This is a genomic window from Paraburkholderia podalyriae (assembly GCF_014397785.1).
GTDB lineage: Bacteria > Pseudomonadota > Gammaproteobacteria > Burkholderiales > Burkholderiaceae > Paraburkholderia > Paraburkholderia podalyriae.
Genome location: NZ_VZQQ01000043.1, coordinates 22366 through 44954 on the forward strand (window position 1 = coordinate 22366; position 22589 = coordinate 44954).

Annotated in this window: 25 protein-coding genes; 22 read left to right on the top strand and 3 right to left on the bottom strand. The window is 63.6% G+C overall.

All coding sequences use genetic code 11. The features are described 5' to 3' along the window. Positions 1–231: 231 nt before the first annotated feature. The 3 genes from F6X42_RS31480 to F6X42_RS31490 all read right to left on the bottom strand — a co-directional run bounded on the left by F6X42_RS31480 (position 232) and on the right by F6X42_RS31490 (position 3330). Complete coding sequence (locus F6X42_RS31480) at positions 232–1710, bottom strand: tyrosine-type recombinase/integrase (RefSeq protein WP_187637930.1); 1479 nt, start codon at positions 1708–1710, stop codon at positions 232–234. Beyond that, positions 1707–2660, bottom strand: coding sequence for a DNA-binding protein (locus tag F6X42_RS31485; RefSeq protein ID WP_187637931.1), 954 nt, complete (start codon positions 2658–2660; stop codon positions 1707–1709). Before F6X42_RS31485 ends, F6X42_RS31480 begins: the two co-directional genes overlap by 4 nt. Before the next feature lie 286 nt (positions 2661–2946). After that, complete coding sequence (locus F6X42_RS31490; protein ID WP_187637932.1) at positions 2947–3330, bottom strand: helix-turn-helix transcriptional regulator; 384 nt, start codon at positions 3328–3330, stop codon at positions 2947–2949. A 356-nt stretch (positions 3331–3686) separates the two neighbouring features. Here F6X42_RS31490 and F6X42_RS31495 point away from each other — a divergent pair, with 356 nt between their 5' ends. The 22 genes from F6X42_RS31495 to F6X42_RS31600 all read left to right on the top strand — a co-directional run bounded on the left by F6X42_RS31495 (position 3687) and on the right by F6X42_RS31600 (position 22563). Beyond that, complete coding sequence (locus F6X42_RS31495) at positions 3687–4127, top strand: hypothetical protein (protein WP_187637933.1); 441 nt, start codon at positions 3687–3689, stop codon at positions 4125–4127. A gap of 4 nt (positions 4128–4131) precedes the next feature. Continuing rightward, entirely contained in the window at positions 4132–4917 is a 786-nt protein-coding gene (locus tag F6X42_RS31500; protein WP_187637934.1) for a metallophosphoesterase, read from the top strand. Positions 4918–5158: 241 nt separating this feature from the next. Beyond that, on the top strand, positions 5159–5554 hold the full coding sequence (locus tag F6X42_RS31505; protein WP_187637935.1) for a hypothetical protein: 396 nt from the start codon (positions 5159–5161) through the stop codon (positions 5552–5554). 160 nt (positions 5555–5714) lie between these two features. Further along, the gene (locus F6X42_RS31510) at positions 5715–6101 is read left to right on the top strand and encodes a hypothetical protein (RefSeq protein WP_246530309.1); all 387 of its coding nucleotides are present in this window, start codon (positions 5715–5717) and stop codon (positions 6099–6101) included. Positions 6102–6104: 3 nt separating this feature from the next. Then, entirely contained in the window at positions 6105–6653 is a 549-nt protein-coding gene (locus F6X42_RS31515) for an MbcA/ParS/Xre antitoxin family protein (RefSeq protein ID WP_187637936.1), read from the top strand. Between the two features lie 651 nt (positions 6654–7304). After that, the gene (locus F6X42_RS31520) at positions 7305–7781 is read left to right on the top strand and encodes a lecithin retinol acyltransferase family protein (protein ID WP_246530311.1); all 477 of its coding nucleotides are present in this window, start codon (positions 7305–7307) and stop codon (positions 7779–7781) included. A gap of 351 nt (positions 7782–8132) precedes the next feature. Next, positions 8133–9848, top strand: a complete 1716-nt coding sequence (locus tag F6X42_RS31525; protein WP_187637937.1) for a sigma-54-dependent Fis family transcriptional regulator — start codon at positions 8133–8135, stop codon at positions 9846–9848. Between the two features lie 418 nt (positions 9849–10266). Next, positions 10267–10503 carry a phenol hydroxylase subunit gene (locus F6X42_RS31530; RefSeq protein WP_187637938.1) on the top strand — a complete coding sequence of 79 codons (237 nt, stop codon included), beginning with the start codon at positions 10267–10269 and terminating at the stop codon, positions 10501–10503. A gap of 53 nt (positions 10504–10556) precedes the next feature. After that, positions 10557–11570: an aromatic/alkene monooxygenase hydroxylase subunit beta gene (locus F6X42_RS31535; protein WP_187637939.1), complete on the top strand. Its 1014-nt coding sequence runs from the start codon at positions 10557–10559 to the stop codon at positions 11568–11570. Positions 11571–11577: 7 nt separating this feature from the next. After that, positions 11578–11847 (top strand): MmoB/DmpM family protein, encoded by a 270-nt coding sequence (locus F6X42_RS31540; RefSeq protein ID WP_187637940.1) that lies wholly within the window; start codon positions 11578–11580, stop codon positions 11845–11847. Positions 11848–11866: 19 nt separating this feature from the next. Further along, positions 11867–13390 (top strand): aromatic/alkene/methane monooxygenase hydroxylase/oxygenase subunit alpha, encoded by a 1524-nt coding sequence (locus tag F6X42_RS31545; protein ID WP_187637941.1) that lies wholly within the window; start codon positions 11867–11869, stop codon positions 13388–13390. Positions 13391–13431: 41 nt separating this feature from the next. After that, entirely contained in the window at positions 13432–13791 is a 360-nt protein-coding gene (locus F6X42_RS31550) for a phenol hydroxylase subunit P4 (protein WP_187637942.1), read from the top strand. A gap of 14 nt (positions 13792–13805) precedes the next feature. Continuing rightward, positions 13806–14879 carry an NADH:ubiquinone reductase (Na(+)-transporting) subunit F gene (locus tag F6X42_RS31555; protein WP_187637943.1) on the top strand — a complete coding sequence of 358 codons (1074 nt, stop codon included), beginning with the start codon at positions 13806–13808 and terminating at the stop codon, positions 14877–14879. 33 nt (positions 14880–14912) lie between these two features. Beyond that, positions 14913–15284: a 2Fe-2S iron-sulfur cluster-binding protein gene (locus F6X42_RS31560; protein ID WP_187637944.1), complete on the top strand. Its 372-nt coding sequence runs from the start codon at positions 14913–14915 to the stop codon at positions 15282–15284. A 25-nt stretch (positions 15285–15309) separates the two neighbouring features. Further along, positions 15310–16239, top strand: a complete 930-nt coding sequence (locus tag F6X42_RS31565; protein ID WP_187637945.1) for a catechol 2,3-dioxygenase — start codon at positions 15310–15312, stop codon at positions 16237–16239. 38 nt (positions 16240–16277) lie between these two features. Beyond that, entirely contained in the window at positions 16278–17732 is a 1455-nt protein-coding gene (locus F6X42_RS31570) for a 2-hydroxymuconic semialdehyde dehydrogenase (RefSeq protein WP_187637946.1), read from the top strand. Between the two features lie 8 nt (positions 17733–17740). Continuing rightward, positions 17741–18565, top strand: a complete 825-nt coding sequence (gene dmpE, locus F6X42_RS31575; RefSeq protein ID WP_187637947.1) for a 2-oxopent-4-enoate hydratase — start codon at positions 17741–17743, stop codon at positions 18563–18565. Then, positions 18562–19350, top strand: coding sequence for a 2-oxo-3-hexenedioate decarboxylase (dmpH, locus tag F6X42_RS31580; RefSeq protein ID WP_187637948.1), 789 nt, complete (start codon positions 18562–18564; stop codon positions 19348–19350). Before dmpE ends, dmpH begins: the two co-directional genes overlap by 4 nt. A gap of 31 nt (positions 19351–19381) precedes the next feature. Beyond that, complete coding sequence (gene thmT, locus F6X42_RS31585) at positions 19382–19573, top strand: 2-hydroxymuconate tautomerase (RefSeq protein WP_187637949.1); 192 nt, start codon at positions 19382–19384, stop codon at positions 19571–19573. 28 nt (positions 19574–19601) lie between these two features. Further along, on the top strand, positions 19602–20561 hold the full coding sequence (locus F6X42_RS31590) for an acetaldehyde dehydrogenase (acetylating) (RefSeq protein WP_187637950.1): 960 nt from the start codon (positions 19602–19604) through the stop codon (positions 20559–20561). A gap of 20 nt (positions 20562–20581) precedes the next feature. Beyond that, entirely contained in the window at positions 20582–21589 is a 1008-nt protein-coding gene (gene dmpG, locus F6X42_RS31595; protein WP_187637951.1) for a 4-hydroxy-2-oxovalerate aldolase, read from the top strand. Positions 21590–21660: 71 nt separating this feature from the next. Next, positions 21661–22563, top strand: a complete 903-nt coding sequence (locus F6X42_RS31600) for a SphA family protein (RefSeq protein WP_187637952.1) — start codon at positions 21661–21663, stop codon at positions 22561–22563. Positions 22564–22589: the final 26 nt, after the last annotated feature.

Sequence of the window (22589 nt, forward strand, 5' to 3'; positions counted from 1 at the left end):
CCATAGTCATCGACGCTTCAACTGCATCGGTGCACTCCGCGGTTTCCTCCCTTCAGGTTTATTCAGCGCCTGCCCGCACATGCCGGCACCAGCCCCACGAGCCCACGGACATGGGCAGACGTCGAACAAAGCTCAAGAAGAACGGTCACGAGCGGAAGTAGGGAAGTCGATCAGCGATGAGTCTTGGTCGAGCTGGCAATCAAGATGTATTTCCGTTATTTCCGCGACGGGTTAATCGTTGTCTGGAAAACTCCCCTCGACAAACCCCCTGAGTTGGGTCAGATCGGTCCTCGCATAGGCCGCGGTCGTCTGCACCGAGGCGTGCCCTAGCAGCGCCTGGGCCACCGGCAGCGGCACGCGGTGATCGACCACCAGCGTGCGCGCATAACCGTGCCGCAGCCAGTGCGTGGAAGCCCTTTCGAGCGCCGCGCGCATGGCGCTTTCCTGGGGCGGCAGCCGCGCCGCCGCCAGTGCAAACACCGCTCGCACCTCGTCGTAGAGGCCGCTCGCACCGAGCGTGCGGCCGCGTTCGCTGTGGATGAGCGGTAACTGTTCGCCGTTCGGGGGATCGTCGGGCAGTCCGCGCACCCGCCGGTAGGCACGCAGCGACGGCAGGCAGGACGAGGGCAGGGGAACCGCACGCAACTTGTTCCCCTTGCCGGTGACGTGCAGGGTCCACTGCCTGCCTTCATCGACCTCGATACGCGGCAGCGCCCGTTCCTCGTACCACACCAGTTCTGCGAGACGCACGCCGGCGAAGCGGTACAGCGTCCAGATCGCCCGGCGTCGGGCCCAGACCGTGGACGGTACGTCCGTCGGCGCGTCGCCGGCGGCGACCGCGTCGCAGTGGGCGAGCGCGGTGGCGGGCAGGAACCGCACCGGGGTCCAGGTCATGCGTGCGCGGCGTCCGGCGGCCAGTCCTTCGGCTGGATTGACGGTGAGGTAGCCCGTGCGGTGCCACCAGGCGAACATGCTCGAGACCGCGGCGAGCGCCCGGGACACGCTCGCCGGCGACGCGCGCCGGACCTTGCCTGCGTCGTCGGTACCCGGCGCCTGCAGCGCGTCGCGGTACGCGATCAGGTCGCGGCGCGTCAGATCAGAAAACGGTCCCAGGCGTTCGCGTGTGCACCAGGCCGCGAGCCGCCGCAACTCCGTCACGTAGGCACGCAGCGTATGAGGCGAGTGCGAAGCCCGCTCGCGCAGAAAAAGCCGCACCGCCTGCGTATCATCGGCGACCCCGAGGGTGTTGGTTAGCGCCACCGGATTGGCAAAGCGGCCCGCGCGGGCGACCCACGTCGCCCCGACGCCGGCAGGCAGCAGCGCCGCGTCCGGCGTGATGACGGTGGAACCCCGCGCGCTGTCTGCCGCCGCGTCAGTCGCGGCCTGACGGAAGCGCCGCCGGTGCTGCCGCAGGACGCGTTCGAGCACGGTAGTCGCGGAGGGCGCCGCGGCTTCAGGAACGACGCGCAGGCGCCCGCGCTCCCAGTACTCGATCGCGGTGTCGTGCTCGAGCAGCAGCGCGAACACGGCGGGGTGCTCGCGCTTCGCGTCGGCCAGCGACGGGCAGCCCCGCTTGAGTGCGGTGAGGGTCCAGCGGAGGTATAGCAGGTGGCCGAGTGCGTGCGCGAGGTACTCGAGCGCGGCCTCGACGGAACCGGGCAGACGCTGTGGGGGACGGCAGCCCGTATCGTGCCAGTCGGAGGGATTCATCGCGCTCTCCTTGACGACGTGCTGGCGGCCGCCGGTGTCGTTCGGGTCGCGCCGCGCGCTGGCCGCCGGCCGCCGGCAGCTTGCTTCTTTGCCGTCGCCGTGCCGACGAGCGCCAGCGTCTGCCGCTGCTGCTCCACCACGGTGGCGAGTGCGGCCGCCTCCGCCGCGGCGTGCTGCCGCGAATTTCGCTCCTCCGCCAGTTCGTTGAGCAGCCGGTCGCGCAGCGACTCGAAGGCCGCGAGGCGCTCCGCCGCGCGAGCGAGTTCCGTTTCGAGGCGCACGCGTTCGGTCTGGAAGGTTTCGCGCTGGTGCGCCGTTTCCCGCAGCAACTGCTTCGAGAGGCCGTCATAGCGTGCCCGTTCGGCCGCCAGTCCGCTGGCATGCCGACGGGCGGACTCGGCCGTCGCTGTCTCAGCGTTCTTCAGCTGCGTCTGCAGCTGTCCCAGGGTGTTCTCGACAACAGCGGCACGTTTCTCGGCCGCCTCGAACGCGGCGCGGGCGACGGCCAGTTCCGCGTCGCGCGCACTGAGCTGGCTGCGCACGTCAGTGAGTTCGACCCGCAGCAGTTCGACCTTCAGCCCGGCGTTGCGCTGCGCCTCGGTGGCGGTTTCCACCATCGCTTCGGTCTCGCGGCGCAGCTGGACAATGCCCTCGAGTTGCGTCGCGACTGCGGCTTCCCACAGGGCACGCATCTGCGCAGCGATCGCCGGCGGCACGTCCGGCACGGCGAAGCCGGCGAGGCCTGCGTGGACGAGTTCGGCCTCGATGGCGTTCAGGTGCCGCGAAAGCGTGGCGGGGTCACCGGCGCCCAGGCGCGCGCGCAGCTTGCGGACCGACACGATCCGGCGGAAGCGGGCGTCGGACGCGGGGGCGGTGTCGCCCGCCTCGGCGAGCATCGCGAGCACGGTGGTACGGATCGCATCGGGGGTGACGGCGGCGTGGCGGGACATGGGATCTCCGCAGCGGAGTCCAGCGCGAGGCGGGAAGGTCGGAAAAAGCCGGCCGCGCGAAGCGCAGGGCGGGATTTCCACATTAGATTACGCACAGGTCTGACGCAAGAAAACCCCTTTTCTCGCGGTTAAAAAAGCCGTTGCCATGATAAACGCCCTTATCGCGGGAAAACGATGCAAGGCGCCAGCGGACTTTCATGTGCGGCTCTGGCGTGACAGGTGCTGCCCAGCGGCACCAGAACGCTGAGGAAAGCCGCGACCTCCCTCGGCGAGTGGTCGTTGGGGTTCAACCGCGTGCTTTGCTGCGGCGCGTTGCCCGCGCCGGTGTGCGGGCGAGTCGCCCGCATAACTGCTTGAGCCAGCGCCTGACCCAGACGCGATCGGTAGGGCTGAGCGACGCCAGCATTTCCGCAATGTCGCCGGCCACCTGCCTGGACTTGCTGGACGGGGAAATGAAGAGACTGTTCACTTCGACCCCGTAAAGCGAGGACAGTGCAACAAGTCGCGCTGGCGATGGCCAGGACTTGCCAGTTTCAATCCGGCTGATCGTCTGTTTGTCGAGATCGAGAAGTTCCGCGACTTCTTCCTGCGTCCTGCCAGCTTCAAGACGCGCATTGGCCAGCGCCTGTCCTACCTGAACCGCAAATTCTTCTTCTGCGCGCGAAGCCACCGGGTGAACACCTTTGGTTGTTGATCGACGTGGAATCGTCGCTGCGTTCGCCTAATCTGGTAACATCACAAAACGCCTACCATGTAGGCAAAATATGCATATATCGAATTGGCGTTTCGAACCGCGGCCAGTGTGCGCGCGCCGAAGCTGCCTAACGATGCCTTGGCCAGCCCATGTATGGCAACGCTGGCAGCCTGCGCATGCACGGTCGACGCGCTACACGTCGTGGCCGGACGGCATCCCATTTCATGTGTTCCAACGCATCGCATGTCGCGCTGGTTTTGCAGTCCCGTTGTTGAAAGAGTGATCGTATGTTTTTGATTTCTGAGCAGAACCTTCTGCCGGCATGGCCCGGAGTGACGCTGTCGGCCGTTGCCGAGATGGCGGGTTGTGGGGACGTGCTCATCCTGCAATTTGCCGCTGGAAAACGTGACCTGCCGCGGGTTGCCATGGTGGAATTCGCGTCGGGTGCCGCGAAGACGCTGCTGCAACTGACGGCAGACGGCCAGATCGTGCGGGGCGCGGCAGTGCTGAGCGCGAAGCCGCACAAGGACTCGGCACAATGGAGTCTGCAGCCGCTGAGCGAAATTCACATCGGCGCAACCGCAGCCTATGACGAGGACCATCCGCTGGTCTCGTTTGCGCGATTCACGACAGCAGCGGGTGAGGAATTCTCGATGCCTGTCGGTATCGCGGAGAAACACTCCCCCGGAAAGCGCATTTACCCGTCCACGCCGGCGCGTTCGTCGAAGGCTGGCCGCCGGAAAACGACGGTTGATGTCGCAGGTATGAGCTGACGGCATGCGTATCCAGATCGCCTCGGATCTGCATCTGGAGATCGTGCACCAGAGTTTTCCGGGTCACAACCCCGTCAGGCTGACGAATGCGGACGTGCTGGTGCTCGCGGGTGACATCGCGAAAGGGACCGATGCGGTTGAGCCGTTTGCGCGCTGGCCGGTGCCCGTCATCTACGTGCATGGCAACCATGAAGCGTATGGCACGGAGTACGACACGCTTGCCAACTCCATCCGTATGCGCGCGGCCGGTACTGCGGTTCATTACCTTGAGCGCGACACGTTTGTCATGGGTGATGTGCGGTTTCTCGGTTGTTGCCTCTGGACAGACTATGCGCTCAGTGGCGTGCGCGACCGGAGTATGGCGCTGGCCGGGCGGATGCTGCATGACCATCGTGTGATCCGCGTCGGCGACGGCACACGTTTTCGGCCGGAGCACGCGCTGGCCGAGCACGAAAAAGCACTGGCGTGGCTGCGGACCGAGCTGGCAAAGCCGTTCGACGGGCGCACGGTCGTCGTGACCCATCACGGCGTTGCTCCGCCGTCGGTGCATCCGCGCTATGCGAACGACCCGGTCAACGCTGCATTCGTGAGTGACCTGCGACCTGTGCTCGAGCTGGCCGACGTGTGGATTCACGGTCACGTGCATGACTCGTTCGATTATCGCGTTGGCCAGTCGCGGGTGATTGCCAACCCGCGCGGCTATGCGACGAACCGTCTGATGGCGGGGGCGCCGACCGACCTGAAATGGGAAAACCCGGCGTTTGATCCGGCGCTGGTGATAGAGGTGTGAGCAGCTGTGCCGTGGCGCGCTGAGGCGGCGCAAACGTTCTGGCGATGCGCATGGGCGCTGCCGCGAGGAGATCGCCTGAAAAAAATGGTTGACCCCCGGAGCATCCCGACATGGAGCGCGCTTGACCAGGGCGAACCGGCGAAAAAGACGGCGACAGTCATTGCCGCCTGACGGGAGCAGCGCACAGTTACGGGCGCGCCTGAAGGCCTTTGCGCTCGCCACGCGTAAAACAGGAACAGCGATGCCTACAGCCCTGCACAGTCTTCAGGTTCAGCGAGAAGACACGATCCTGAAAATACTGGCCGAGGGCGAGTGGATCGGGGCAGACACCGTTCCCGCGGACGTAGCCGGATGGCAGCAACGCGGCTGGATCTTTGGCGTGGAAGCTGAAGGTCAGCGGTACTTTGCCCGATACCAGTTCGATGATCGTGATCAGCCGCTGCCGGTCATCCGGGAGATTCTGGCGGAGCTCGGACCCGCCACGGACCCGTGGACAATTGCCGCCTGGTTTCACTTTCCCAACGGCTGGATTGTGGAGGAGGGTGGTACCGCCCCGATCGCGCCCAAGGATGCGCTTGATCACCACGTTGCGGTCGTTGATGCCGCACGCCGGTTCCGCGGAACATTCGGAGCATAACCATGGACGAATTTCCCGACCTGACAGGTCCTTTTCGACCGGAAACTGTCCGGTTCGGGCATTCCCGATCAAGGTTGCGCTTACGCGCAAGACTGGTTCGACTTTCTCAACGGTCATCGCTGATGCCAGGATGCAAGTGTCAGCTCGATCTGATGGGCACATGTCCGAACGCGCGACCGCCGCGTGGCAGAAAAAGGCTTATGTCATTGACGACGCGGATTGCGTCCAGTATCTGAAGCGACTGCCCGTGACACGTGGCGCGTCGGCTAAACGCTCGCAAAAGGAACAGCGATTTATGAGCAGCAAGGACCACATCCGGTGTCAGGCGAAAGAGGGCGGTCAGCCCGGCTGGGAACTTTACGCCGAGATTTTTGAGCCAGAGGACGTCGTGTATCTGGAACTTGACGGTGTAGCCGCTGAAGTCACGATGCTCGGGAACCTGGAGCGCGGGCCGGGCACGGTGCTGTTGCGCCTGCCGGTCGCCACCGCGAAGCAGCTCGGTCTCGTGCCTCCTGGCTGGAAAAAGTCGGGCTGGGAAAGGGAGTAGGTCATGCGCGAATACCGTGACAGGATGGTGCAGGAGATCGCCGCCTGCACATGCGACCGCTGCAGCCAGCGCATGTCGCCCGATGATGACCAGGGGGAGTGGTATGAAAAAGTGTCGCTCGACTGGCGCGGCGGCTTTGGCTCGGTTTTTGGCGACGGTGCCCATCTGAGCATTGACCTTTGTCAGCAGTGTCTCCGCGATACGCTCGGGTCATGGCTGCGGGTCGATCCGCCGTCCGCAACGGATAACGTGATTGAAGCATTGAAGGGCGTCGTTTCCCGACCCGACGTGCGGGTAACTGTGGACCAGATGAATCCACTGCTGTTCGGCGAGCAAGACGAGTCCCGTGGCACGTTACTCCTTGCGACACGTCTCGCGAAAATAGTCGCACAGGCGATAGCCGTCTTCCGGGAGCAGGATAAGGCGATCCGGTGGCTGGTCATGCCGCACAAGCAGTTTGCGGGCCGAACTGCGCTCGAAATGGCGAAGACCGAGGATGACGCACGGCTGGTCGAGGAAGCGCTGGTGCGGATTGACGAATTGTACGGATAGCAAAAGGCCGGACTTTGGGGGCGCGACTGAAGAACTTGTTGCCCGATTGCGCATCCGCACGTCGCCTAAAGCCGACGATCATCCGATGCGATAACTTGTATGTTGTCGCTGGACATCCCCTTGGAGCAAGCCTTTTCGCCGCGCAGTTTCGGACGCAACCGGAAAAACGGTCTTTAGCCCCGACATCCGGCTGACCGGTGCGCTCGGGTTGCGCTCACTGAGCTATCAAGCCACGAAGCGGCCGGTGGCATCGTGCGAGCCCGCGAATGGCTGATCAAGGTTCCGTTGCTGAACGCGTACAGTCGGCCAATTTCTGCCGCTCGCCCCGACACAAGTGCGGTCATGGCAGCACATCGACAGAGGCCGGATTTACCCTGATGCAGGATTGATCAAATGGTCAAGCGGGCGGTTTGCAGTATCGGTTTTGGTGAAGTGCTGTTTGCGTCACCAGCGGCGATTTGCGCCGTTTCATTTAAAGGCTGCGCGTGCGCCGTTATCAATTGGTGAAGCGCGGCCGCAGCATTCGCAGGCTGACCCGGTTTGCATTTACCGTCGGCACGTCCGCCGGGCGCGGCGCGGCACCGCTCGCCTGGAGTCTCGGCACGTCCTATGCCTAGGTCACCGCAGGACCAGCAGAACGCGGTGATCGACATGTCGAAATCAGCAAACGAAATAGGCCAGCATGGAAATGCCTCCTTGGTCATAGGGGGGCATCTGGTCACGCGCCGCGTCGGCTACACGCATCACGGCATCTACGTCGGCGATGGCAAGGTGTTGCATTACGCCGGATGGTGCTGTTCGCTGCGTCGCGCCCCGGTGCAGGAGACTTCCTTGAGTGAGTTTGCCGACGGCCACGAGATCCGCGTCGAGCGCACGCCCGGCAGAAGATACTCGCGTGAGGAAGTGGTCCGGCGTGCGTACTCGCGTCTCGGCGAAGACTGCTACCGGGTGACCACGAACAACTGCGAGCATTTCTGCGCGTGGTGTCTGTGCGGTGAAAGCCGAAGCGATCAGATCGATGCCCTGGTCGCCTTGCCGCACCGCTGCCTGCACGCGCTGGTCAACATGCTCTCGCAATTCGTGCGCGCGAAACCAATTCATGTTTCCACAGATAGGCTCGCGTGCTGACGAAGCCATCCACTGTGCGTTTACACCAAATGAACAAGCACGCGTATGGGAGGCGATTTCGCCGGCGCAGTTGCGAGCGCTAGCGGGTATATGAAAGAAGCTTCACCAAATGGACAGTCCATTCCGGGTCGTTTTGATGATTTGATCAATCGGTCCCTGGGGTAAGTACCGACCTCGTCATGACGATTGGCCCGCGCAGGCGGTGGCGCCCAGACAGCCAACCCCGAAAGCCGATGGCAGATCAGCCCCTCATAATCGCGGCCCTGGGCCATGACGATCAGCCGACCTCTCCGGCATGGACTTTGCCTAGAATAGAGACGGAGATACCTCATACACATAAAAGGAGGCGCTGTGACAGACAGCACCGCGCGGTTTTCGGCGAGCATGCGGGAGGGGATCGAGAACCTTTCGCGCCGCCTGAAATTTGTCAGGCAGGAGGGACACATCTGGCTCGGCGAGAATCGCATGATTCTCCTTCACACAGCCACAGTGGGCGCGTTGCGCAAGGAACTCGTCGATACGCTTGGCCTTGAGCGTACGCGGGGCCTGTTCACGCGAATGGGCTTTCAATCCGGCACGCGCGACGCAGAACTCGCCCGCACTTTACGCCCCACCGCGAGCGATTTCGGCCTGCTCGAACTCGGGCCGTGCCTGCACGTGCTCGAAGGCAACGTGCGAGTGACGCCGATCGAAGTGGACATCGATATCGCCAACGGCAAGTACTACGGCGACCACCTGTGGGAAGACTCGTTCGAAGCCGAAGTGCACCAGAAAATCTTCGGCCTCAGCAACGATCCGGTCTGCTGGATGCAGGTCGGCTACGCGAGTGGCTATACGTCCGCGTTGATGGGCCGCACCATCCTCTACAAGGAGACGCTGTGTTCGGGCTGTGGCGATCCGCATTGCCGCATCGTGGGCAAGCGTGTCGAAGAGTGGCCCGACGGCGACGAGATGCTGAAGCTCTACACGCCCGATCCGGTCATCGAAACGCTGTTGCAATTGCAAAGTGAAGTGCAAAACCTGCGCTCGCTACAGCAGGAAGTGGCGCAGCCGGAAGAACTGGTCGGCGCGTCCACGGGTTTTCTCGCAGCGTGGGGGCTCGCGCAGCGCGCGGCGTCGAGCGACGTGACCGTGCTGTTGCTCGGCGAAACGGGTGTCGGCAAGGAGCGCTTCGCGCGCGCGTTGCACGGCGTGAGCCGGAGGCGCGACATGCCCTTTGTCGCCATCAACTGTGCCGCCATGCCGGAGGAGTTGCTCGAGGCCGAGCTTTTCGGCGTTGAGCGAGGGGCGTTCACCGGCGCGCATCAGACGCGGATCGGCCGTTTCGAGCGGGCGGATACTGGTACGCTCTTCCTCGACGAAGTGGGCGAGCTCTCGGCGTCGGCGCAGGCCAAGCTGCTGCGCGTGCTCCAGGAAGGCGAGTTCGAGCGCGTCGGCGACGACCGCGTGCGCAAGGTCGATGTGCGGGTTGTCGCCGCGACCAACGTCGAGTTGACGGAAGCGGTGCGGCGCGGCGCGTTTCGCAAGGATCTGCTGTACCGTCTCAATGTCTATCCGGTCACGATCCCGCCGCTGCGCGAGCGGGCCGACGATATCCCCCGCCTCGTCGAGCGATTCATCGCGAAGTACAGCGTGCGGCACAGCAAGCGCGTGCTGGGCCTTACCGATCGTGCAATAGCGACACTGCGCGCCTACGCGTGGCCCGGCAATGTGCGTGAACTCGAAAACGCGGTGGAACGCGGCGTGATCCTCGCGCGCGCAGGCGGTCAGATCACGGAGCGCGATCTGTTCACGGCCCTGCCGGAGTCCGCAGACGACAGCGCGGCGTCGCTCGACGAGCGCGGCCATCCGCTGCGGGAAAACGCGGACGTCGCCGACGCGTTGTTTGATCACATGATGCGCGAAGGCATACCGCTCGACCGCGTGGAGAACATGCTTATCGAGGCGGCCGTTGAACGTGCGGACGGCAATCTGAGTCAGGCGGCGAGAATGCTCGGTATCACGCGCCCGCAGCTTGCTTATCGCTGGCGCAATCGCGACAGGGCCGCCCAGACCGCAGACAAATAATCACGCTGTTATGGCCGAACACACGGGCTGCCCATCGGGCGGCCCGTTTCTTTTTGGCGGGCGGTGCGCGGATCCCGACGCTTGATCATTTGATGAACGTCACGGCAGAGCATCGGCACCGCCGGTGCCCCGCGTGACGCACGCACCGCCTTGCCGCTCGCGGTTCGTCAACGCCAGACAACGCGCAGCCGACCGGCCGCAGCAACCTCGCACGCAAACAACGGCCTTCGCTGACGGCGTGTCTGCGCGCGCTTCATCAAATGGTCAAGCAGCCCGCCATCGCTTGATGCTTTGATCATCGCGGCGCGCCGCGATTGCGGCTTATTGGCTGATTTTCTTCGGGCAAACCCTCGCATTTTTCACCGAAAGAGCACATGGCACAGGTCGTGCAATAAGGAAGAAAAGCTAGGAGGCAACGATGCAAGATCCGAGACCGCTGTTCGATCGAACTGAACGATTCGTTCGGATAACTGCGCAACGCAAAGACGGCTATGTCGAATTCGACTTCTCGGTGGGAGACGCCGATCTCGCCGTCGAACTGATCATGAGCCGGACCATGTTCGACCGCTTCTGCCAGGTCAACGCGGTGCGCACGCTCACGCAAACCGATGAACAGATCGACCTCACGCGAGAACGCTGGCGATTCGATGGCTAGCGCAAGCGACGCGGTATTTCAGAAGAGTAGTGGACAAACACGGAGACAGTCTCATGCAAATCGAAATCAAGACGCTCAAGGCCCAGCCGCTGCGTCAAACCTATGGGCACGTCGCGCGCCGTTTCGGCGACAAGCCGGCCTCGCGATATCAGGAGGCGACCTACGATATTCAGCCCACCATCAACTTTCACTATCGGCCGACGTGGGCGCCGGAATTCGAGTTGTTCGACGCTAGCCGCACCCAAATCCACATGAAGGACTGGTACGCGCTGAAGGATCCGCGCCAGTACTACTACGGCGCCTATGTGACGGCACGTGCGCGGCAACAGGAGGCGGCCGAAGGCGCGTTCGATCTGGTGGAGCGTCGCGGACTGCTGGCCGGTCTGTCGCACGAATGGCAGGCGCGACTGATCGCGGGGCTGCTGCCGCTGCGCCATGTCGAATGGGGCGCCAATATGAATAACACGCTGTGCGCCGACTATGGCTACGGTACCGCGATCACGCAGGCCTGCACGTTCTGCGCGATGGATCGACTCGGCATCGCCCAGTATCTGTCACGTATCGGTCTCGCGCTCGACGGCAACACCGGCGTCGCGCTGGAACGCGCGAAGACGGCGTGGCTGGAAGCAGAGGCATGGCAACCCATGCGGCGTCTCGTCGAAGACATTTTCGTGGTCGAAGACTGGTTCGAGACTTTCGTCGCGCAGAACCTCGTGCTCGACGGCCTGCTGTATCCGCTCGTGTATCAGCACTTCGACGCGTTCGCGGCGCAGCACCTGGGCGCGAGTCTCGCGATGCTCACCGAGTTCACGCAGCAATGGCAGTCCGATCACGCGAAGTGGGTCGACGCGGTGATCCGAGCGGTGAGCGCTGAATCGACCGAGAATCAGCAACGAATTGCCGGCTGGGTCGAGCACTACCGCGCCCGCACGCTCGACGCGCTTCTCCCCGTTGCCGGCACGCTGCTCGACGGCGCGGGCGCCGCCGCACTCGACGAAACCGGCGCGCAATTCGCCGCGCGTCTGACGAAGCTCGGCGCATTGCCGGTCGCAACAGTCCAACCCTGAGGCCGTCATGCAGAACGTCTACATCGCATTGCAGAACACCGACGAAACGCGAGCGATCGTCGCCGCGATTACCGCTGTGAATCCCGAGGCTACGGTCAACGAGTATCCGGCGATGGTGAAGATCGACGCCCCCGGCAAGCTCGTGATTTCGCGCACCCTCGTATCGGAAGAGCTGGGCCGCGACTGGAACATCCAGGAGCTGCAACTGAACCTGGTGTCGCTGTCGGGAAACATCGATGAAACCGACGATGCCTTCACGCTGCAATGGCACGCCTGACCTAACCCGGAGACGAATGATGGACGCACGCAAGAAGCTGAACCTGAAAGACAGGTACGCGCTGATGACGCGCGATCTCGGCTGGGAAACCAGTTATCAGCCGATGGACAAGGTGTTCCCGTTCGATCAGTACGAGGGCATCAAGATTCACGACTGGGACAAGTGGGAAGACCCGTTCCGCATGACGATGGACGCGTACTGGAAGTATCAGGCGGAGAAGGAACGCAAGCTCTACGCGATCATCGATTCGTTCGCGCAGAACAACGGGCACATGAATGTCTCCGACGCACGCTATATCAACACGCTCAAGCTGTTCCTGACCGGCGTGACGCCGCTCGAATACGCGGCGCATCGCGGTTATGCGCATCTGGGTCGCCATTTTCGCGGGGTTGGTGCGCGCGTCGCTTGCCAGATGCAGTCGATCGACGAATTGCGTCACTGTCAGACGCAGGTTCACACGCTGTCGCTCTACAACAAGTATTTCAACGGCTTTGCGGAATGGCCGCATATGTACGATCGCGTCTGGTATCTGTCGGTGCCGAAGTCGTACTTCGACGATGCGATGAGTGCTGGTCCGTTCGAATTCATCACGGCCATTTCGTTTTCGTTCGAATACGTGCTGACGAATCTGCTGTTCATGCCGTTCATGTCGGGCGCTGCATACAACGGCGATATGGCGACCGTCACCTTCGGTTTCTCCGCGCAGTCCGACGAGTCGCGTCACATGACGCTTGGTCTTGAAGTCGTGAAGTTCCTCTGCGAGCAGGACCCCGGCAATGTGCCGATCGTGCAGAAGTGGCTCGACAAATGGTTCTGGCGCGGTTTCCGGCTGCTGACGCTGGTCGGCATGATGATGGACTACATGCTGCCCAAGCGCGTGATGTCGTGGTCCGAGGCGTGGAAGATCTATTTCGAAGACGCGGGCGGCGCGCTCTTCAAAGACCTCGAACGCTATGGCCTGCGGATGCCGAGGTATCACGAGATCGCGACGCAGACCAAGGATCGCGTCACGCACGAAGCATGGGCCACGTTCTACAACTATGGCGCCGCCGCTGACTTCCACACCTGGGTGCCCTCCGACGAAGAACTCGACTGGCTTTCCGCCAAGTACCCGGAGACCTTCGACAGCGTCTACCGGCCGCGTTTCGAATACTGGCGCGAACAGCAGCAGGCGGGCAAGCGCTTCTACAACACTAGTCTGCCGATGCTCTGCCAGACCTGCCAGGTGCCGATGTTCTTCAGCGAGCCGGACGACCCGACCAAAATCGCCTACCGCGAATCGACGTATCACGGCATGAAGTTCCACTTCTGCTCGGACGGCTGCAAGGACATCTTCGAAGGCGAGCCCGAGAAGTATGTGCAGGCGTGGCTGCCAGTGCACCAGATCTATCAGGGCAACTGTGGCGGCGCGTCGCTCGACGACGTTCTCAAGTACTACAACCTCAAGCACGGTCACGACAACCTCGACTTCGCGGGCTCGCCCGACGAACGCAACTGGAATGCGTGGAAAGACGCATCCGGCGCCCACGCTTCAGGCGAATGAGCGCGACGCGACACGAGAACAGATAGACGAAGGAGACAGGCATGAGCATCACCGCGATCAAACCCTACGCGTTCGAACCGGCCGACCGCGAGTCGCAGTTTCATGGCAACCGGCTTCTCTACATCGGCTGGGAGGACCACTTGATGTTCGCCGCGCCGATCTGCGTGCCGGTGCCGGCTGACATGACGTTTGGCGCGTTAGTGTCGGACGTGCTACCGGGTCTGTATGACGCGCATCCTGATTTTGCCGCGATCGACTGGCACACGGCGCAGTGGTTCAGATCCGGCGAGCCGTGGCGGCCGGACAGCGAGCGCTCGCTCGCCGACAACGGTCTCGTTCACAAGGACGTGATCCGTCTGCGGACGCCGGGCCTGACTGGCATCGGCGGTTCGTGCAGCTAACGCGGGAGACAGTGATGGACTACACCGTACGTATTGAACCGCTCGGCCAGACCATCGGCATCGAAGCGGGGCAGACGCTGCTCGATGCCTGTTTGCGCCAGGGCGTGTGGCTTCCGCATGCTTGCTGTCACGGGCTGTGTGCGACCTGCAAGGTGCAGGTCGTCGACGGCGAGATCGTTCAGGGCGACGCGTCGGACTTCGCGCTGATGGACTTCGAGCGCGAAGAGGGCAAGTGCCTGGCGTGCTGCGCGACGCCGATGTCCGATCTCGTGATCGAAGCCGACATCGACGAAGACCCCGACGCGCAAAATCTGCCGCTGCAGGATTACACGGGCACGGTCGTCGCGATCGAAGACGCCACGCCGACTATCCGCGTGATCCGGCTCGCGGTGGAGGGCGCCGGGCGTGTCGCGTTTCAGGCAGGCCAGTACCTGAATCTGCATGTACCGGGCTGCGGCCAGCCGCGCGCATTCTCGCTTGCCAATGCGCCGCATGACGGCGAGATCGAGATGCACATTCGCCGTGTGCCGGACGGGGTCGCGACCGGCTGGCTGCACGACGAACTGCGACCGGGCGCGCAACTGGCGTTCGCCGCGCCGTTCGGCCGCTTCTTCGTGCGCAAACAGGCGCAGGCGCCGACGATCTTCCTCGCCGGCGGCTCGGGCCTGTCGAGCCCGAAGTCGATGATCCTCGATCTGCTGAACGAGGGCTCGACGTTGCCGATCACGCTGATCCACGGCGCCCGCACACGTGATGAACTCTATTTCGAAGCCTTCTTCAAAGACTTGGCCGAGCGCCACCCGAATTTCCGCTACTTGCCCGCACTGTCGAGCGAGCCGGACGACAGCGGCTGGCCGGGCCCGCGCGGTTTCGTCCACGAGGTCCTGAAAGCGCAGTTCACCGACGCTGCGGGCATTACCGATTATCGCGGCCACAAGGCGTATCTGTGCGGGCCGCCGCCGATGGTCGAGGCGTGCATCAAGACTTTGATGCAGGGCCGGCTGTTCGAACGCGACATCTACACGGAGCAGTTCCTGTCGGCGGCGGATGCGAGCGCGGCGGCCAAAAGCCCGCTGTTCCGCATCTGACGCGCTCCGTCGGCTCACTCAAGGAGAGAGGTGATGACCTGGCGGATCGAAGTTGAAAACACCGGCGACACGTTCGGCTGCCCAGAAAACGCCACCGTGCTTCATGCGATGGCGGCGACAGGCGGGCGAGGCATTCCGCTCGGCTGTCGCGGCGGCGGCTGCGGTGTGTGCAAGGTGCAGGTGCTGAGCGGCCGCTATCACGCCTGCAAGATGAGCCGCGCGTGTGTGAGCGCCGACGAGGAAGCGCGCGGCACGGTGCTCGCATGCCGCGTCAGTCCGCTCACAGATCTGTCGGTGCGCGTAATCGGCAGGATGGCGCGCTGCATCGACAAGGCGCGCGCCAGAACGGTGGCGGACGAACACCACGAATCCATCCAGCAGCAACAGGCGCCGGGCGGCGTCTGAACCAGAACGAACAAGGAGACACATCATGGCATTGCAAGGCGTACTGCGACCCGGCCATATTGCGCTGCGGGTCCTCGAAATCGGTCCGGCGTCGAAGCACTACATCGACGTGCTCGGCCTGCATGAAACCGGCCGCGACGCGCAAGGGCGCGTGTATCTGAAGGCATGGGACGAACACGATCACCACAGCGTCGTGCTGCGCGAAGCGGACGAGCCGGGCATGGATTACCTCGGCTTTCGCGTCGACAGCGAAGCGACGCTCGACCGGCTCGCGAACGCGCTGAAGGAATCAGGCTACGCGAAAGACTTCATCTGGATGGAAGCCGGCGAGCACCTGCACACGGGGCGGCGTTTCCGCTTCACCGTGCCGACGGGCCATTCGATCGAACTGTTCGCGACGAAGGACAAGGTCGGCAGCGCGACCGGCGACGTGAACCCCGATCCCTGGCCCGACGGTCTGCGCGGCATGTCGCCGAGCCGCTTCGATCATTGCCTGCTCTATGGTGACGAACTCGACGATACCGTGAAGCTTTTTCGCGACGTGCTCGGTTTTTCGCTGGCCGAGCAGGTCGTCACGCCAGAGGGCATGCAGATCGCCGCTTTCCTGACGTGCTCGAACAAGGCGCATGACATCGCGTTTATCCGCCACGCCGAGAAGAACAAGTTTCACCACGCGTCATTCCAGCTCGATAGCTGGGGCGATGTGCTCAAGGCCGCGGATCTGATCTCCAAGCACGACGTTGCACTCGACATCGGACCGACGCGTCACGGCATCACGCGCGGCGCGACGATCTATTTCTTCGATCCGTCCGGCAACCGCAACGAGGTCTTCGCTGGCGGCTACATCCACTACCCGGACAAGCCGACTATCACGTGGCACGACAAGGATCTGGGGCGCGCGATTTTCTATCACGACCGCAAGCTCAACGAGGCCTTCCTGAGCGTGTTGACCTGAGCCGCACGACTGGCGCAACGAAACGATCGAGACTATCCATGACTGAATTCAAGAATTTCATTGGCGGCGAGTGGGTCGGCACGGATCGCACGTTCGAAGACCGCAACCCGGTCGACAACAGTGTGATCGGGCTCGTGCACGAGGCCGGCCGCGCCGAGGTCGACGCCGCGGTGCAGGCCGCGCGCGCGGCCCTGCACGGACCCTGGGCGCGCATGACGCTGCCGCAGCGCGTCGAACTGCTGTACGCGGTGGCCGACGGCATCACCCGGCGCTTCGACGACTTTCTCGCCGCCGAAATTGCCGACACCGGCAAGCCACATGCGCTGGCGAGTCACATCGACATTCCGCGCGGCGCGGCGAACTTCAAGGTGTTCGCTGACATGATTCGCAACGTCCCCACCGAAAGCTTCGCCATGGCGACGCCGGACGGCGGCGAAGCCCTCAACTACGGCGTGCGTACGCCGCGCGGTGTGATCGCGGTCGTGTGTCCGTGGAACCTGCCGCTGTTGCTGATGACGTGGAAGGTCGCGCCGGCGCTCGCATGCGGCAACACGGTGTTGGTGAAGCCGTCCGAGGAAACGCCGGCTACCGCAACGCTGCTTGGCGAAGTGATGAACGAAGTGGGCGTGCCAAAGGGCGTCTACAACGTCGTGCACGGTTTCGGTCCCGACTCCGCGGGTGCGTTCCTGACTGAGCATCCCGGCGTGAACGCGATCACTTTTACCGGCGAAACGCGCACTGGCGAAGCCATCATGAAGGCTGCGGCGAACGGCGTGCGGCCGGTGTCGTTCGAACTCGGCGGCAAGAACGCGGGCATCGTCTTTGCCGACTGCGATTTCGATGCGGCCGTGGTAGGTATCGCGCGTTCCGCTTTTGAAAACACGGGGCAGGTGTGTCTCGGTACGGAGCGCGTCTACGTGCAACGGCCGATTTACGAGCGCTTTGTCGATGCGCTTGCGGCACGAGCGAAGGCGTTGCGTCCGGGGCGCCCCGGCGCCGAAGGCACCACCTTCGGTCCGTTGATCTCGCAGACGCATCGCAGCAAGGTGCTGTCGTACTACGAGCAGGCGCGCGCCGACGGTGCGGTGGTCGTAACTGGCGGAGGCGTACCCGATATGGCGGCCGGGTTGAAGGACGGCGCGTGGATCGAGCCGACGATCTGGACTGGCCTGCCGGACGGCTCGCGCGTGATCCGCGAGGAAATCTTCGGCCCGTGCTGTCACGTCGCGCCGTTTGACGACGAAGCTGAAGTGATCGCGAAAGCCAACGACACGCCCTACGGTCTCGCTGCCACCGTGTGGACGCGCGATGCCGGCACCGCGCATCGCATGGCGCGCGCGCTCGACGTGGGCATCTGCTGGATCAATTCGTGGTTTCTGCGCGATCTGCGCACCGCGTTCGGTGGCGCGAAACAGTCGGGGATCGGCCGCGAAGGCGGTATCCATTCGCTCGAGTTCTATACCGAGCTGCGCAACGTATGCGTCAAGCTGTGAGGGCTGAGATGAATCCCTTGAAAACAGAAGGGCTCACGCCCGAAGCGATCGAGCGCTACGGCGACGAACTCTTTCGCGCGTTGCGTCATGCCGAGCCGGTTGCGCCGCTGAGCGCACGCGAACCCGGCATCACGATCGACGACGCCTACCGCATCCAGTTGCGGATGATTGAACGCCGCATCGCGCTCGACGGCGAACGAGTGATCGGCAAGAAGATCGGCGTGACGAGCGAAGCGGTGATGAACATGCTCGACGTGCGCCAGCCGGACTTCGGGCATCTCACCTCGGCGATGGTGTTCGCGGACGGCGCCGCTATCGACATGTCGCAATTGATCGCGCCGAAAGCCGAGGGCGAAATCGCGTTCGTGCTGAAACACGACCTTGCAGGCCCAGGCGTGACGAATGCGGACGTATTGCGCGCCACCGAGGCTGTGCTGCCGTGCTTCGAGATCGTCGATTCGCGCATTCGCGACTGGAAGATCCGCATCCAGGACACGGTGGCCGACAACGCATCCTCGGGCGTATTCGTGCTCGGCGATCAGGCGGTCGACCCGCGCCAACTCGATCTCGCGCTGGTCGGCATGACGCTCGAAAAGAACGGCGAGATCGCGGCAACCGGCGCGGGCGCGGCGGCGCTCGGGCATCCGGCCAACGCGGTGGCGTGGCTCGCGAACACCCTCGGCCGGCTCGGCATGACGCTCCACGCGGGCGAGGTGATCCTGTCCGGCTCGCTTGCGGCGATGGTGCCGGTAACGGTGGGCGACTCGCTGCGGATCAGTCTCGGCGGCATCGGCAGCGCGTCGGTGCGTTTCATTCAGGGAGAAAGACCATGACGCTCGATCAAACGACGATCGACGCCCTCGCGCAGCGGCTGGACGAGGCCGAACTGCAGCGCGAGGCGATCACGAAGATCACCGACGCGTATCCGCAGATCGACTGGGCCGACGCATATGCGATCCAGGACGCGCTGCGTGCGCGCAAGGAAGCGCGCGGCATGAAGGTCGCGGGCCTGAAGATGGGTCTCACGTCGCACGCGAAGATGCGCCAGATGAACGTGACGGACCCGGTCTACGGTTTCCTGACCGACTACGGCTCGTGCATGGACGGCGCGGCGATCGACACCTCGTCGCTGATCCATCCCAAGGTGGAAGCAGAAATCGCGTTCGTGACGAAGCAGCCGCTTTCCGGTCCCGGCTGCCACATCGGCACGGTACTGGCCGCAGCCGACTTCGTGCTGCCCGCGGTGGAAGTGATCGACTCGCGCTACGAAAACTTCCGCTTCGACCTGAAGAGCGTGATTGCCGACAACACGTCGTCAGCGCGCTTCGTGACGGGCGGCCGGCATCGCAGCGCCGAAGGGCTCGACCTGAAGAATCTCGGCGTTGTGCTGGAGAAGAACGGCGAAATCGTCGCGACGGCGTCAGGGGCGGCTGTGCTGGGTCATCCGGCGGCGAGCGTCGCGATGCTCGCCAACATGCTCGGCGCGCGCGGCAAGGCCATACCCGCAGGCACGTTGATCCTGACCGGCGGCGTGACCGAGGCGATTGCGGTCGCTGCGGGTGATTCGGTCACGGCGCGCTTCCAGCATCTAGGCAGCGTGTCGATGCGCTTCGTCTGAACGACGCGTGCCGGAATAAACGGAGACATTCATGCCCATCATCCACGTTCATCTGATGGAAGGCCGCACCGACGAACAGAAGGCGCGCCTGATCGGCGCACTGACTGACGCCGCCATCGAATCCATCGGCGCGCCGCGCGAATCGGTGCGCGTGCTGCTGATCGAAATCCCGAAGACGCAGTTCGGGATCGGCGGCAAGACCGCATTCGAACTCGGGCGCTAGCGCGCCACGCATCAAAGGGAACCTGACCATGACAAACGTACATGGCGCATCGGCGCCGCAAAAAGTCGCCATCATCGGCTCCGGCAACATCGGTACCGACCTGATGATCAAGATCCTGCGTCACGGCAAACATGTCGCGATGGGCGTGCTCGTCGGTATCGATCCGCAGTCGGACGGCCTCGCGCGCGCGCAACGTCTCGGCGTGCCGACGACCGCAGGCGGCATCGACGGCCTGCTCGCCATGCCGGACTTCGGCGACATCCGCATCGCGTTCGACGCCACTTCGGCCGGCGCCCACAAGCATCACAACGCGCTGCTGCAGGCGCACGGTGTCAAGGTCATCGACCTGACGCCCGCGGCAATCGGCCCGTATGTGATTCCGTCGATCAATCTCGACGACGAACTCGACGCGCCCAACATCAACATGGTGACGTGCGGCGGCCAGGCGACGATTCCGATGGTCAACGCAGTGTCGCGTGTGGCGAAGGTCCACTACGCGGAGATCGTTGCCTCGATTTCCAGCCGCTCCGCCGGTCCAGGCACGCGCGCCAACATCGACGAATTCACCGAGACCACCTCGAAGGCAATCGAGGTGCTCGGCGGCGCGACGCGCGGCAAGGCCATCATCGTCCTGAACCCGGCCGAGCCGCCGCTCATTATGCGCGACACCATCTTCACGCTGTCCGATCCCGGTGACCGCGACGCCATTGAAGCGAGCGTCGCCGCGATGGCCGAGCGTGTGCAGCGTTACGTGCCGGGTTATCGGCTCAAGCAGCGCTTGCAGTTCGAACTGTTCGACGCAAGCCAGCCGCTGAACGTGCCGGGCTTCGGCCCGATCACGGGACTGAAGACCTCGATCTTTCTCGAAGTGGAGGGCGCCGCGCACTATCTGCCGGCCTATGCGGGCAACCTCGACATCATGACCTCGGCCGCGCTCGCGTGCGCCGAACGTATCGCCGAAACGCGGCTCGCGCCGCTCGCGGCCTGATCGCGCAACGGAGCGACACCATGCATAACCGCAAACTCTATATTTCCGACGTGACGCTGCGCGACGGCAGCCACGCGATCCGTCATCAGTACAGCATCGCGAACATGAAGGCGATTGCGCGCGCACTCGACGATGCGCGCGTCGATTCGATCGAGGTCGCACACGGCGACGGTCTCTGCGGATCGAGCTTCAACTACGGCTTCGGCGCGCACAGCGACGTCGAATGGATTGCGGCCGTCGCTGAAACGGTCAGCCACGCGAAGGTCGCGACGCTGCTGCTGCCGGGCGTCGGCACCGTCCACGATCTGCGCAACGCCTACGATGCGGGCGCGCGCGTCGTGCGCGTCGCGACGCACTGCACCGAGGCGGATGTGTCGAAGCAGCATATCGAGCACGCGCGCGAACTCGGCATGGACACCGTCGGCTTTCTGATGATGAGCCACATGACAACGCCCGCCGCATTGGCGCAGCAGGCAAGGCTGATGGAAAGCTATGGCGCGACCTGCGTCTATGTCGTGGACTCGGGCGGCGCACTGTCGATGGACGGCGTGCGCGAGCGCTTCCGCGCCTTCAAGGACGTCTTGAAGCCCGACACCCAGACCGGCATGCACGCGCACCACAACATGTCGCTCGGCGTGGCGAATTCGATCGTCGCGGTCGAGGAGGGCTGCGACCGGATCGACGCATCGCTGGCGGGCATGGGTGCGGGGGCGGGCAACGCGCCGCTCGAAGCGTTTATCGCGGCGGCGGACCGGCTTGGGTGGAATCACGGCTGCGATGTGTACGGTCTGCTCGACGCAGCCGATGACATCGTGCGTCCGTTGCAGGATCGGCCGGTGCGTGTCGACCGCGAAACGCTGGCGCTTGGCTATGCGGGCGTCTATTCGAGCTTCCTGCGGCACGCCGAGGCGGCCGCCGGGAAATACGGTCTGAAGACGATCGATATTCTTGTGGAGCTGGGGCGGCGGCGCATGGTCGGCGGGCAGGAAGACATGATCGTCGATGTCGCGCTCGATCTGAAGAAGTAATCCCGTTGCGGGCGGCCGCCAGGCCGTCCACCCACAACGGCTCACGAAAACAATATCGAGGAGACAGCAAGATGGAAGTTCGAATCGCGTTCAGGCGAGGGATGCTGCTGGCCGGCATTTGCGCCGCACTCAGCACCAACGTGCACGCCACCGAAGGCGGCAGCGACACGATAGGCGAGGGCGCCGAGGCCTTTTTCGCCGGAGCGTTGCCGCCCGCGGGTCTGTATGGGCTGCTGTACTACACGCATTACTTCGCTTCGCGCTTCAACGACTCGCATGGCAACAGTTCCGTGCCGGGGTTCAAGTTGAATGCTGACGTGCTGATTCCGAGGCTCGTGTACATGTCGAATCTGTCGCTGCTCGGCGGGCGCTTCGGCGCGTATGCGGTGCTGCCCATGGAGCATCTGTCGCTCGACGCGGGTGGGGCCGCGTTCGATCGCACGAATCTCGGCGATCTGATTGTGAGTCCCGCGATGATCGCGTGGGGCGATGGTTCGCTGCGCACCGTGGCCGCAGTCGAATTCGTGTTGCCGACCGGACAGTATGACAAGAACGCGGCGTTAAATACCGGCAAGCATTACTACACGGTGAGACCGGTGTTCGGCATCAGCTGGTTTCCTGCCGCCGGATTCGAAATGTCGGCCAAGGTTACCTACAGCGTCAACTCGATCAACACCGCGACCGACTACCACTCGGGCCAACTGTTCCACGTCGACTATGGCACGAGCTACGCGGTGACGACCAAGGCGCGAGTCGGCATTGCGGGCTATTTCGTCAAGCAGACCACGGACGACACACAGTACGGCGCGTCGGTGAACGGCGACGGCTTTCGCGGTCAGGTCTTCGCAATCGGCCCAGGGTTTCGCTACGAGTTTGCGAAGGGGAGCGTGGACGTGCGTGTGGTGAAGGAGCTTTTCGTGAGAAACAGACCGGCGGGCGAGGCGGTGTGGGCGCGCGCGGTCATCCCGTTCTGACAATCAATCAATGCCGCCGCCAGGAA